Origin of the sequence: Humibacillus xanthopallidus, assembly GCF_044793955.1 — a bacterium.
Lineage (GTDB): Bacteria > Actinomycetota > Actinomycetes > Actinomycetales > Dermatophilaceae > Humibacillus > Humibacillus xanthopallidus_C.
The window spans coordinates 1,192,485-1,204,895 of sequence record NZ_CP084995.1; the positions used below are offsets into that span (position 1 = coordinate 1,192,485).

At 71.5% G+C, this 12,411-nt stretch carries 10 protein-coding genes; 3 read left to right on the forward strand and 7 right to left on the reverse strand.

Features of this window, described 5'->3' with window-relative positions:
- Positions 1-42: 42 nt before the first annotated feature.
- Positions 43-2,541 carry an aminopeptidase N gene (gene pepN / locus LG278_RS05440; RefSeq protein WP_404391709.1) on the forward strand — a complete coding sequence of 833 codons (2,499 nt, stop codon included), beginning with the start codon at positions 43-45 and terminating at the stop codon, positions 2,539-2,541.
- Complete coding sequence (locus LG278_RS05445) at positions 2,541-3,371, forward strand: hypothetical protein (RefSeq protein WP_404391710.1); 831 nt, start codon at positions 2,541-2,543, stop codon at positions 3,369-3,371. The genes pepN and LG278_RS05445 overlap by 1 nt, the downstream gene beginning before the upstream one ends.
- A gap of 170 nt (positions 3,372-3,541) precedes the next feature.
- On the opposite strand, the gene LG278_RS05450 is transcribed toward LG278_RS05445, so the two are convergent.
- The 6 genes from LG278_RS05450 to LG278_RS05475 form a co-directional block, all read right to left on the reverse strand.
- A complete protein-coding gene (locus LG278_RS05450; RefSeq protein ID WP_404393544.1) occupies positions 3,542-5,032 on the reverse strand; it encodes an SDR family NAD(P)-dependent oxidoreductase in 1,491 nt (496 codons plus the stop codon).
- A gap of 270 nt (positions 5,033-5,302) precedes the next feature.
- Positions 5,303-6,577, reverse strand: coding sequence for a S1C family serine protease (locus LG278_RS05455; RefSeq protein WP_404391712.1), 1,275 nt, complete (start codon positions 6,575-6,577; stop codon positions 5,303-5,305).
- A 120-nt stretch (positions 6,578-6,697) separates the two neighbouring features.
- Positions 6,698-8,182 (reverse strand): sensor histidine kinase, encoded by a 1,485-nt coding sequence (locus LG278_RS05460; RefSeq protein ID WP_404391714.1) that lies wholly within the window; start codon positions 8,180-8,182, stop codon positions 6,698-6,700.
- Between the two features lie 13 nt (positions 8,183-8,195).
- Positions 8,196-8,915, reverse strand: coding sequence for a response regulator transcription factor (locus LG278_RS05465; RefSeq protein WP_404391716.1), 720 nt, complete (start codon positions 8,913-8,915; stop codon positions 8,196-8,198).
- Positions 8,916-8,974: 59 nt separating this feature from the next.
- Positions 8,975-9,151: a hypothetical protein gene (locus LG278_RS05470; RefSeq protein WP_404391718.1), complete on the reverse strand. Its 177-nt coding sequence runs from the start codon at positions 9,149-9,151 to the stop codon at positions 8,975-8,977.
- Between the two features lie 81 nt (positions 9,152-9,232).
- A complete protein-coding gene (locus tag LG278_RS05475) occupies positions 9,233-10,885 on the reverse strand; it encodes a DNA repair helicase XPB (protein ID WP_404391720.1) in 1,653 nt (550 codons plus the stop codon).
- 115 nt (positions 10,886-11,000) lie between these two features.
- Here LG278_RS05475 and LG278_RS05480 point away from each other — a divergent pair, with 115 nt between their 5' ends.
- Positions 11,001-11,933: a hydroxymethylglutaryl-CoA lyase gene (locus LG278_RS05480; RefSeq protein ID WP_404391722.1), complete on the forward strand. Its 933-nt coding sequence runs from the start codon at positions 11,001-11,003 to the stop codon at positions 11,931-11,933.
- A gap of 91 nt (positions 11,934-12,024) precedes the next feature.
- Here LG278_RS05480 and LG278_RS05485 read toward each other — a convergent pair whose 3' ends face one another.
- Positions 12,025-12,411, reverse strand: a complete 387-nt coding sequence (locus tag LG278_RS05485) for a DNA polymerase ligase N-terminal domain-containing protein (RefSeq protein WP_404391724.1) — start codon at positions 12,409-12,411, stop codon at positions 12,025-12,027.

The window sequence follows — 12,411 nt, forward strand, 5'->3', positions numbered from 1 at the left end:
CCGGCGCGCCGACCGCGCCCTCCATCTGGCAGGCTCGCCCCCATGCGCAGTCTCACCCTGGCCGAAGCCCGCGAGCGGGCGGCCCTGCTGACCGTCACGTCGTATGCCGTCGAGTTCGATCTCGACCAGGGCGCCGAGGTCTTCGGCTCGCTGACGACGGTCCGCTTCGCGTGCAGCACCCCGGGTGCCGACTCCTGGGTCGACCTCAAGGCGAGGTCGGTTGAGACCCTCAGCCTCAACGGCACCGACCTCGACCCCGCCAGCGTCGTCGACGGACGGCTGCCGCTCACCGGGCTCGCCGGTGACAACGAGCTCGTCGTCGCCGCGACGATGGCCTACAGCCACGACGGTCAGGGACTGCACCGGGCCACCGACCCCGCCGACCAGAGCGACTACGTCTACGGGCACCTCTTCCTCGACGCGGCCCCCAGCGTCTATGCGTGCTTCGACCAGCCCGACCTCAAGGCGCCCTACGACGTCGTCGTGCGTGCTCCTCTCGGGTGGACGGTGATCGGCAACGGTGCGGCGACCGAGACGGCGCCCGGCACGTGGCAGCTCGAGACGACGCAGCCGCTCGCCACCTACTTCGTGACGGTGTGCGCTGGGCCTTACGTGTCCGTGCACGACGAGCACGACGGCATACCCCTCGGCATCCACGCCCGCGCGTCGCTGCGCGAGCCGCTCGAGCGGCACGCCGCCGAGATCTTCGACGTGACGAAGCGGTCGTTCGACTACTTCCACGGACTCTTCGGCATCCGCTACCCCTTCGGGGAGTACCACCAGGTCTTCGTGCCCGAGTTCAACGCGGGCGCGATGGAGAACCCGGGGTGCGTCACGTTCCGCGACCAGTACCTCTACCGTGGGTCGGCCACCCGCGACGAGCTGCTGACCCGCGCCAACACGATCAGCCACGAGATGTCGCACATGTGGTTCGGCGACCTCGTGACGATGAAGTGGTGGGACGACCTCTGGCTCAACGAGTCGTTCGCGGAGTACATGTCGCACCGCTGCCTCGTCGAGGCGACGGAGTATGCCGACGCCTGGGTCGACTCGTCGATCGTGCGCAAGGTCTGGGGCTACGGCGCCGAGCGGTCACCGTCGACCCACCCGGTGGCCGGCGTCGAGGCCCTCGACGCGCAGAGCGCCCTGCAGAACTTCGACGGCATCTCGTATGCCAAGGGAGCGGCCGCGCTGCGACAGCTCATCGCGCACGTGGGCGATGACCAGTTCATCGCGGGCGTGCGGGCCTACCTCACCGACAAGTCCTACGCCAACGGCACGCTCGCCGACTTCCTCGGCGCGATCGAGGCCGCGAGCGGCGCCGACCTCGACGCCTGGTCGCAGTCGTGGCTGCTGACGGCCGACCGCGACACCCTGTGGGTGAGCCTCGACGAGCGGGGTGGGGTCGTCGACTCCGCGAGCGTGGAGCGCGAGACGCCGGACGACCGACCTGCCGACCGGCCGCACACCTTCGACGTGGCGGGCTGGACCGACGGCCGGGAGGTGGCACGCGTGATGACGACCGTCACCGCGGCCACGGCGCCGCTCGAGGCCCTGGAGGGCGCGCCGGCGCCGGCCGTCGTCGTGCCCAACGCGAGCGACCTCACGTGGGCCCGGGTCGTGCTGTCCGAGCGCACCCTCGCCGCGCTGCCGAGCCAGCTTCCCCTCGTGCCCGACCCGCAGGCGCGAGCCGTGGTCTGGAGCGCGCTCATCGACGGCGTGCACGGCGCCGCGTTGTCGCCCGACACCTTCCTCGACGTCGTCGAGGCCGCGTGGCCGAAGGAGACCAACTCCTCGATCCTCACCCGGGTCTCGGCCTACGCCGAGCACCGCATCGTGCCCTACTTCGTGCCGCGCGAGCGCCAGGTCGACGCCCTCGCCCGACTGGCAGCGGGTGGTCAGGCCCTGCTCGGGTCGGCGCCCGAGGCCAGCACGGAGTCGCTCGCCGCTGCCCGGCTCGTGGCCGGGGCCAGCGACGACGAGGCCCTGCTGCGGGCGTGGGCCGACGGTGACTCGCTGCCGGCCGGTCTGCAGGACGACGGCGACTTCCGCTGGATCGTCGTGCGCAACCTCGCCTCACGCGGCCTCATCGACGTCGCCGGCGTCGAGTCCTACCGCGCCAAGGACGACACGCTGCAGGGTGGCCTCAACGCGCTCATGTGTCGCGCCTCGCTGCCCGACCCGGCGGCGAAGGACTGGGCCTGGGAGCAGCTGACCGGTCGCCACGGGCGGTCGAACTACGAGATGGTCCACCTGGCCCGCGGCTTCTGGAACGCCCCCGACGACCGCCTCGTCGCCGGCTACGTGCCCCGCTACTTCACCGACGTGCCGGCGATGTCCGAGTGGGTGGGCGAGGACGCGCTCTCGCGAGTCGTGCTCGTCGCCTTCCCCAAGGTCTTCACCGACGAGACCGCGGCCCTGAGCGCCAGCACGCTGCGGCGCGACGACCTCACCCCGGCGGTGCGGCGCTCGCTCGTCGACGCCGACGCGGAGCTCCGCGAGGCACTCGCGTCGCGGGCGACCTTCGGCGCCACCGTCTGATGGTCGGGGCCGCCCCGGGCCGAGAGGAGCTGCCCGAGGTCGTGCGCGCTGTGACCGCGTCGCACGTCGAGCTGCTCGACGAGCGACTGCCCGGTCTGCTCGAGGGCCTGCACCTGCACGGGTCGCTCGGCTTCGGCGGGGAGTTCTTCGGTGGCAGCGACATCGACTTCGTCGCGGTGACGAGCCGGCGGCCGACGGCGTCCGACATCGACCTGCTGCGCCGGGTGCATGCCGAGCTCGACCGGCGCTGGCCCGAGCCGGCCTACGACGGCTTCTACCTCCTCGAGGCTGACCTCACGGGGCGGCCCGAGGACGTGCCCGAGGGGCCCGGTGTGCTGCACCAGTGGTTCGACGTCGGCACGCACGCCGACATCAAGCACATCACGTGGCGTGAGCTGCGCGATCACGGGATCACATTGTGCGGCAAGGGTCTTCGTGACATCGACATCTGGAGCGACGATGCAGCGCTGCACCGCTCGACCCGCGACAACCTCGACACCTACTGGCGGATGCAGCTCGAGGCCATGCAACACCACCCGCGGGAGGCCTCGCTCCCGCAGGCCGCCGAGTGGGGTGGACTCGGGGCGCCCCGACTCGTCCACCTGCTCGTCACCGGCGCGCCGACCTCGAAGTCGGGTGCCGGGCGGTGGGCGCTCGAGGCCTACCCCCAGCACCGCGAGCTCCTCGAGGAGGCGCTGCGGGTGCGAGAGCGCCCCGACGACCGCTCCACGTATGCCGCCGACCCCGACCGTCGTCGTCGTGACCTCATCGCCCTCATGACGGAGGTCATCGCCGACGGCGTCGCGCTGACGGAGGCGCCGCGGCGGTGAGCGGGTCGGGCTCCCGCAGAGTGGACGCGACCCACCCGACCTCGCAACACACCGAGCAGTTGCCAGGACCACGGTGTGTGCCACGCAGAGTTGGCAGTTGCTCGGTGTGTTGCGGGGGAGGTGGGCGGTCAGAGGTCTGGGTCGGGTCACCAGGGTCTCGGGCGGTCAGGTCACCAGGGGCTGGGCTCGTAGTCCTTGACGAAGCAGCCGTAGAGGTCCTCGCCCGCCTCGCCGCGAACGATGGGGTCGTAGACGCGGGCGGCACCGTCGACGAGGTCGAGCGGGGCGTGCCAGCCTTCCGCCGCGATGCGCAGCTTCTCGTCATGCGGGCGCTCGTCCGTGATCCAGCCGGTGTCGACTGCCGTCATGAGGATGCGGTCGGTCTCGAACATCTCGCCCGCGCTCGTGCGGGTCAGCATGTTGAGCGCCGCCTTGGCCATGTTGGTGTGCGGGTGGCCGGGGCCCTTGTAGCGCCGTGAGAACTGGCCCTCCATCGCCGACACGTTGACGACGTAGGCCCGCCGGGCACCAGCCGCGACAGCGGCACGCATCGCCGGCCGCAGCCGTGAGACGAGGATGAAGGGAGCCGTCGAGTTGCAGAGCTGCACCTCGAGCATCTCGAGCGGGTTGACCTCCTCGACCTTCTGCGTCCACGAGTTGGAGCGCTGCAGGTCGGGCAGCAGCCCGCCGGCGTCGACGGCCGTGCCGGCGCGGTGCGCCTCGAGGCTCGCGTGCCCGGCGTTCAGGGCGAGGGCCGTCATCGAGGCCGCGGTCTGGGCGGCGATCGCGTGCTCGGCCGACTCTCCCTCGTGATGCGCCACCGCGTGCTGCTCGAGAGCCCCGGCGATCGAGGCAGGGTGCGCCTCGCTGATCCGGTCGAAGGTCACCATCTCGGGCAGGGCCACGCCCTCGGGTAGCGGTGCCGACTCCATCTCGACGAGGTTGCTGTAGGCGCCCGGCGACCGGCGCACCGTCTGTGCGGCGTTGTTGATGAGGATGTCGAGCGGTCCGGCGGCGCTCACCTCGTCGGCGAGGGCGACGACCTGGGTGGGGTCGCGCAGGTCGATGCCGACGATCGTGAGCCGGTGGATCCAGTCGGCGCTGTCGTCCATCGCAGAGAAGCGACGCATCGCGTCCTTGGGGAAGCGCGTCGTGATCGTCGTGTGCGCCCCGTCGCGGAGCAGGCGCAGGGCGATGTACATCCCGATCTTGGCCCGCCCGCCCGTGAGCAGCGCGCGCTTGCCCGTGAGGTCGGTGCGCTGGTCGCGCTTGGCGTGCGACCGAGCCGCGCAGTCGGGGCAGAGCCAGTGGTAGAACGCGTCGACGAGCGTGTAGTCCGACTTGCAGATGTAGCAGCCGCGGGCGTTGACGAGCTCACCGGCGTAGGCGCCCTTGGCGTTCGAGACGAGCGGAATCCCCTTCGTCTCGTCGTCGATCCGCATCGGCGAACCGGTGGCCGTCGACTCGATGACCTGACGGTCGGCCTTGCGCTCGGCCCACGTCTTCGCGTTGCGGCGGTCCTTCTTGAGGCGCTTGTAGAGCAGCGACGCCGCCCGCTTGAGGGTCTCGAAGTCGGGGTCGTCGACGTCGAGGCGGTGGGCGAGGTCGAGCACCCGCACCGCCGTCGCCACGTCGGCCGGGTCGAGTCGCGGCGTGGCCATGGGGTCGAACGGGGTGTCGAACGTCGGGTCCTGCTCTTGCGGGTCCTGCTCCTGCGGGTCATTCACCGGGAGAGCGTACGTGGTTGCAGGCGCCGACCCCGAACGCGGGAACGCCGCCGCCACGCGCTCGCTCGGGGGCGAGGGTGGCGGCGGCGCAGGCGCGGGCGGTTGCAGCCGCCGCGGGCCACCTGCGGTCCGGGAGGTCGTACAGGGGATCCGACATCCCGGACGCAGGGGTTTGGGTGGCAGGGGCCGGGAGGGCCCCCGCGGTCAGTTCGCCGTGGCGGGCTTGACGGCCAGGGTGACCTGCACGTCCTGGCGGGCGCCGTCGCGGATGAGCGTCACCGTGGCCTTGTCGCCGGCGGTCATCGCACGGATCTGGGCGACCAGTGCCGTCGAGGAGTCGATCGGCTGGCCGTCCACGGCGATGATGACGTCTCCGGTCTTGAGGCCGGCCGCGGCGGCCGGGGTGCCGTCGCTGACGGACGCGATCTGCGCGCCGGCGCGCTGGGCGGCGCCGTCCTTGACCGTGGTGTCCTTGGCGCTGACGCCGAGGAAGGCGTGCTGGGCCTGGCCGGTCTTGATCAGCTGGTCGGCGATCGACTGGGCCTCCTTGACGGGGATCGCGAAGCCGATGCCGATGTTGCCGCTCTGACTGCCCTGGCTGCCGCCGAGCGAGGCGATCGAGCTGTTGATGCCGATCAGCTCGCCCTGGGCGTTGACGAGGGCGCCGCCGGAGTTGCCGGGGTTGATGGCGGCCGAGGTCTGGATGGCGTTCGTGACGACCGTGTCGGTCGAGGTCTGGCCGTTGGGGGAGGGGCTCGCCTCGCTCGTGCTGACCGGACGGTTGAGGGCCGAGACGATGCCCGTCGTCACCGTGCCGGAGAGGCCGAGCGGGTTGCCGACCGCCATGACGGGGTCACCGACCTTGAGCACCGTGCTGTCGCCGAGGCTGATCGGCGTGAGGTCGCTCGGGGCCGAGGCCAGCTTGATGACCGCGAGGTCGGTCGACGGGTCGGTGCCGACGATGGTCGCCTCGAAGGTGCGGCCGTCGGCGAGGGTGACGGCGATCGCGCCGTTGCCGGTGGCATCGCCGACGACGTGGTTGTTGGTGAGCACGTGGCCGTTGTTGTCGAGGATGACGCCGGAGCCGGCGCCGGAGCCCTGCTGCGTCGTCACGTCGATGCTGACGACGCTGGGCGACACGGCCTTGGCGACGGCGGTCCAGTCCGGAGCGGTCGCGTTGCCCTGCACCACGGTGGGCGACGTGCCCTGGTTCTGGGTCGTCGTCGAGGCGGAGGCCGTCGTGCTCGGGGCGCCGGTGTCGGTGAGCTGGGTGACGGCATACGTGCCGCCGCTCGCGAGGACGGCTGCGAGCAGGGCCACGCCGACCGTGCCGGCGAAGCCGCGCCGCTCACGCCGCGGAGGCTTCTGGAAGCTGGAGCCGCCCGGGGCCGTCGGGGGAGCCGGCGGCGTGGGGGCACCCTGCTGGTAGTACTCGCCAGCGGTGGGGATCTGCTGCGTGTTGTCCGTCGCCATGCTCATGGCCGCTCCTCCTGTGGGTCCTTCAACGTCTTGGATCCATCACACCCGGGGAGGTTTTGACGACGTTGTGGCGTCCCTGTGAACTGACTGTGCAGGTCGCCGACGTGGCTCCGACGTGGCTCAGGAGGCGTCGACGGACGGGCTCGGCTCCACGGGGAGCTCGACGACGACGGTGGCGCCACCGCCCGGGGTGTCGTCGACGCGGACCGTGCCCCCGTGCGCGGCCACGATGGCCTCCACGATGGCGAGTCCCAGCCCGTTGCCGCCGCCGTGGTGACGGCTGCGCGACCAGTCGGCGCGATAGAAGCGCTCGAAGACGTTGATGCGGTCGGCGAGAGGTATGCCGGGGCCGTGGTCGCGCACGTGCAGGGCGACGCGCGCCGGCGAGCTGCCGGCGACGGGTCCGACGAGGATCTCGACCGGCGACCCGGCCGGCGTGTGGACCCGCGCGTTGGTCACGAGGTTGGTGACGACCTGGCGCAGCTGTCGCTCGTCCGCGACGAGCTCGGTCGGCTCGATGGGCCCGTCGATGCCGGTCGCGGCAAACGGTCGCTCGGAGTCGATGGTGCGCGCGTCCTGGGCCGCGTCGGCCGCGAGCACCGCGAGGTCGACCGGCTGCAGCTCGAGCGGGCGCTCGCCGTCGAGGCGGGCGAGCGTGAGCAGGTCCTCGACGAGCCCGCTCATGCGGTGGGTCTCGCTCTCGATGCGGCCCATCGCCCCGGTGACGGCGTCGGTCGTCGGCAGGGCGCCCTGGCGATAGAGCTCGGCGTAGCCCCCGACCGCGGCCAGCGGCGTGCGCAGCTCGTGGGAGGCATCCGCGATGAAGCGCCGCATCTTGGCCTCGTTGGCCTCGCGCACGGCGAAGCTGCGCTCGATGCGGGCGAGCATGGCGTTGAGCGAGCGTGACAGCGACGCCACCTCGTCGTCGGTGTCGGGCACGTCGACCCGCCGGGTGAGGTCGCCCGCGGCGATGCCGGCGGCGGTGTCCTCGATGCGGGTGAGGGGACGGAAGGTGCGCCCGATGAGCAGCCACCCCACCAGCCCGCACACGAGCAGGGCGAACGCGCCGATGCCCGCGGCATACCACCGGAACTGGTTGACGGTGGCGTCGAGCGGACGCAGCGGGAGCGCGAGCACGTAGGTGCCGGTGCCGTTGGCGGTGGCCTGGGCGACGGCGAGCCACTTGCGGTCGCTGTCGCCGACCGAGTCGATGACGAAGGTCCGGTCGCTCGTGACCCTCGGGTCGGTGGGGAGCAGGAAGGGGATGGCGGCGCGGTCGCTCTCGGTCGCCGCCTCGCCGAGCGTCTCGACGGTGGACCCGTCGGCGCTCAGCAGCTTCGCCGTGAAGCCGGTCGGCAGGCCGGGGCCCTTGGCGACCTCGGTCTTGGTGATCGCCGTCAGGTAGATGGCGAGCTCCTGCTCGGCCTGCGTGAACAGGTAGCCACGCAGCAGCGCGCTCACGGCAGCCGTCGTCAGCACGAGCGCGACGAGGGTCAGCCCGAGCACCACGCCGAGGAGGCGCGAGCGCAGCGGCACGGAGCGCAGGCGGTCCAGCAGGGTGCGCTGCCGTCGCGGCGTGCTGGCATCCGCCGTCGTCGGGGTCACGCGCGGCGGCCGATCAGGAGGCGACGAGGTCCGGGGGCACGCGCAGAACGTAACCCACGCCACGTTTGGTGTGGATGAGCGAGGGCCCGTCGGCGTCGATCTTGCGCCGCAGGTAGGAGATGTAGGACTCGACGATGCCGGACTCGCCGCGGAAGTCGTAGTCCCAGACGTGGTCGAGAATCTGCAGCTTGGACAGGACCCGGTTGGGGTTGAGCAGCAGGTAGCGCAGCAGCTTGAACTCCGTCGGCGACAGGTCGATGACCCGTCCCGCGCGACGGACCTCGTGCGAGTCCTCGTTGAGCTCGAGGTCGTGGAAGCGCAGGGTCGACCCCTCGTCGGCGCCCCCGCGGGTGCGGCGCAGCACGGCGCGGATGCGCGCGATGACCTCCTCGAGGCTGAACGGCTTGGTCACGTAGTCGTCGCCGCCGACCGTGAGCCCGGCGATCTTGTCGCCGGTGGCGTCGCGCGCCGTCACGAAGACGATCGGCTGCTGGCGGCCGCGGTCGCGCAGCCGTCGCGTCACCTCGAAGCCGTCGACGTCGGGCAGCATGACGTCGAGCACGACGAGGTCGGGCTCGCCCTCCTCGGCCAGGGCCAGGGCGGTCGCGCCGTCAGCGGCGGTCTCCACCTCGAAGCCGGCGAAGCGGAGCGAGGTCGCGAGCAGCTCGCGGATGTTGGGCTCGTCCTCGACGACGAGTAGACGTGCCTCCGGGGCGGGGGTCTGGGTCTCCACGTCGCCAGTCTCCGCAGGTTTGCTGGGAGTTTCCTGAGAACGTGACCGACGAGACGGGGTCAGCGCTTGCGTGCCTTGTCGAGCACCTTCTGGAAGTCCTTCTTGCACATCGACCGGCAGTCCTGCTTGCCGAGCCGGTGCAGGACGACGGGACACTTGACGCACCTCGTGCTCTTCTTGCAGCACTTCGACTTCGGCTTGATCTTGCCGATGTCCTTCGCCTTGAGCTTGCCCACGACGATGATGCTAATTAGGTAAGGCTCTCCTGACCTAATCGCGTCGCAGGGTGAGACACCACCGCCGGAGTCGGAGCGCCGTCACAGGTCGTCGGCGTCGACGATCCGGTAGGCGTAGCCCTGCTCGGCGAGGAAGCGCTGCCGGTGGGCGGCGAAGTCGGCATCGACGGTGTCGCGCGACACGATCGTGTAGAAGTGCGCGGTGCGCCCGTCGCCCTTGGGGCGCAGCACGCGGCCGAGGCGCTGCGCCTCCTCCTGTCGTGAGCCGAAGGTGCCGCTGATCTGGATGGCGACGCTCGCCTCGGGCAGGTCGATGGAGAAGTTCGCGACCTTGCTGACGACGAGGGTCGTGATCTCGCCGCTGCGGAAGGCGTCGTAGAGCCGTTGGCGCTCGCGCACCGTGGTCTCGCCGGTGATGACGTCGGCGCCGAGCCGCTCGGCCACCTCGTGCAGCTGGTCGAGGTACTGCCCGATGACGAGGGTCGGCTCGCCGGTATGCCGCAGGGCGAGCTTCTCGATGACCGGCGTCTTCGCGTCGGAGCACGACGCGAGACGGTAGCGCTCCTCGGGCTCGCTCACGGCATACGCGAGGCGCTGGCCCTCGGGCAGCGTGACGCGCACCTCGACGCAGTCGGCGGGAGCGATGTAGCCCTGGGCCTCGATGTCCTTCCACGGCGCGTCGAAGCGCTTGGGGCCGATGAGGCTGAAGACGTCGGCCTCGCGGCCGTCCTCACGCACGAGGGTCGCGGTGAGGCCGAGCCGGCGGCGGGCCTGCAGGTCGGCCGTCATGCGGAAGATCGGCGCCGGCAGCAGGTGCACCTCGTCATAGACGACGAGGCCCCAGTCGCGGGCGTCGAGCAGGTCGAGGTGGGTGTAGGCGCCCTTCCGGCGGGTCGTCAGCACCTGGTAGGTCGCGATCGTGACGGGACGGATCTCCTTGCGGGCACCGGAGTACTCGCCGATCTCCTCCTCCGTCAGGGTCGTGCGCTTGATCAGCTCGTCCTTCCACTGCCGCGCGCTGACGGTGTTGGTGACGAGGATGAGCGTCGTCGCCTTGGCCGCGGCCATCGCGCCGGCGCCGACGAGCGTCTTGCCCGCGCCGCAGGGCAGCACGACGACGCCGGAGCCGCCGTGCCAGAAGCCGTCGACCGCCTGCTGCTGGTAGGGGCGCAGGTGCCAGTCCGCCTGGTCGAGCTCGATCGGGTGCGCCTCGCCGTCGACGTAGCCGGCGAGGTCCTCCGCCGGCCAGCCCACCTTGAGCAGCTCCTGCTTGAGGGTGCCGCGCTCGCTCGGGTGCACGACGACGGCGAGGTCGTCGATGCGCTCGCCGATGAGCGGCCGGATCTTCTTGTGCCGCAGGATCTCCTCGAGCACCGGGCGGTCGGTGGTGCGCAGGACGAGGCGAGTGCCCTCGGCGGAGTCGGCCACGCCCTCCTTCTCGAGCGTGAGCCGCCCGTAACGGTCCATCGTGTCGGCCACGTCGACGAGCAGGGCGTGCGGCACGGCATACCGGCTGTGGGTCATCAGCGCGTCGACGACCTGCTCGGCGTCGTGGCCCGCGGCGCGCGCGTTCCACAGGCCGAGCGGGGTGATGCGGTAGGTGTGCACGTGCTCGGGGGCGCGCTCGAGCTCCGCGAAGGGGGCGATGGCGCGCCTCGCGGCCTCGGCGTTGGCGTGGTCGACCTCGAGGAGCAGGGTCTTGTCGCTCTGGACGATCAGTGGTCCGTCATTCATCGTGTGGAGGCAACTCCGAGCCTGGGTCGAGGTATTCCGACACCCGGGGGCCGGCCCCCGAGCACCCGCCGACAGGACCGTCCTGCCGGGTTGGTGGTGATGACAGTATGGGCGCATGCGATCCCCCCAGGTGGAGGCGGCGACGGGGCTGCCTGCGTCGGTGACGATCTATGAGGTCGGCCCGCGCGACGGCCTCCAGAACGAGCAGACCATCGTGCCGGCGGCCACCAAGGTGGAGTTCATCCGGCGGCTCGAGGCTGCGGGCCTCGGCACGATCGAGACGACGTCGTTCGTGCCGGCGCGGTGGGTGCCGCAGATGGGCGACGCAGAGCAGGTGCTGGCGGGCCTCGGGCCCGACGGACTGGGGCGGCAGCGGCCGGCCCTCGTGCCCAACGAGCGCGGCCTCGACCGGGCGCAGGAGCTGGGGCTGGGCGCGATCGCGATCTTCGGGTCCGCGACCGAGACCTTCGCGCAGAAGAACCTCAACCGGTCGGTGGCGGAGCAGTTCGCGATGTTCGCTCCGGTCGTCGAGCGGGCGCTGGCCGACGGCATGTGGGTGCGCGCCTACGTGTCGATGTGCTTCGGCGACCCTTGGGAGGGGCCGGTGCCCATCGACCAGGTCGTCGACACGGCCGAGCGGCTCATGGACCTCGGCTGCCACGAGCTCAGTCTCGGCGACACGATCGGCGTCGGCACGACCGGGCACGTGCACCGGCTGCTCGAGGCCCTCGGGGCGCGCGGCATCGGCACCGATCGGGTGGCCGTGCACTTCCACGACACCTACGGTCAGGCGCTCGCCAACACCCTGGCGGCATTGCGCGACGGGGTCTCCGTCGTCGACGCCGCAGCCGGCGGCCTCGGGGGCTGCCCCTATGCGAAGTCGGCCACCGGCAACCTCGCTACCGAGGACCTCGTCTGGGCGCTGCACGGTGCGGGCGTCTCGACAGGGGTCGACCTCGAGGCGCTCGTCGAGACCTCGGTCTGGATGGCGGGGCAGCTCGGCCGGCCGTCACCGAGCAACGTCGTGCGCGCCCTCGCCGGGGCGTAGGTGGGACGGATGACGCACCTTCGGGTGCGGCTCACGCTCGGGCGTGGGCCGATCGGGCGCGAAACTGCGTCATTCGTCCCCGACCGGCGGGTCAGGCGGGCGGGTCAGGCGGTGGCTGGTCCTTGGTGAGGTGGAGCAGCCAGTCGCGGTCGGTGCGGATCAGGGCGTAGCGCCGCGGCCCGTCCTGACCGTGGAGCACGAACACCATCCGGTGGTCGTCGCGCGACTCCTCCTCCCACCACCCGGTGTCGGCCACCGACTTGTCCTCGTCGGTGTAGGTCAGGTGGTCCATCGCGTGGTCGTCGACCGCAACGGCGAGGCGGTCGTGCCGGCTCGTCGTCGGCAGCCCCTTCGGCACCGCCCACGAGCGCAGGACGCCCCCCTCCTCGAGCCGCAGGTCGAAGTGCGGCCGCGGCCTCCGGTGGTCGTGGAGCACGTATGACGGCCGGTGGCCTCCGCGGGCATCCTTGCCTCCCAA

Excerpts from the sequence above, each read along its gene's own strand:
- pepN (WP_404391709.1), top strand. The coding sequence starts at position 43 with ATGCGCAGTCTCACCCTGGCCGAAGCCCGCGAGCGGGCGGCCCTGCTG.
- LG278_RS05445 (WP_404391710.1), top strand. The coding sequence starts at position 2,541 with ATGGTCGGGGCCGCCCCGGGCCGAGAGGAGCTGCCCGAGGTCGTGCGC.
- LG278_RS05450 (WP_404393544.1), bottom strand. The coding sequence starts at position 5,032 with ATGGCCACGCCGCGACTCGACCCGGCCGACGTGGCGACGGCGGTGCGG.
- LG278_RS05455 (WP_404391712.1), bottom strand. The coding sequence starts at position 6,577 with ATGAGCATGGCGACGGACAACACGCAGCAGATCCCCACCGCTGGCGAG.
- LG278_RS05475 (WP_404391720.1), bottom strand. The coding sequence starts at position 10,885 with ATGAATGACGGACCACTGATCGTCCAGAGCGACAAGACCCTGCTCCTC.
- LG278_RS05480 (WP_404391722.1), top strand. The coding sequence starts at position 11,001 with ATGCGATCCCCCCAGGTGGAGGCGGCGACGGGGCTGCCTGCGTCGGTG.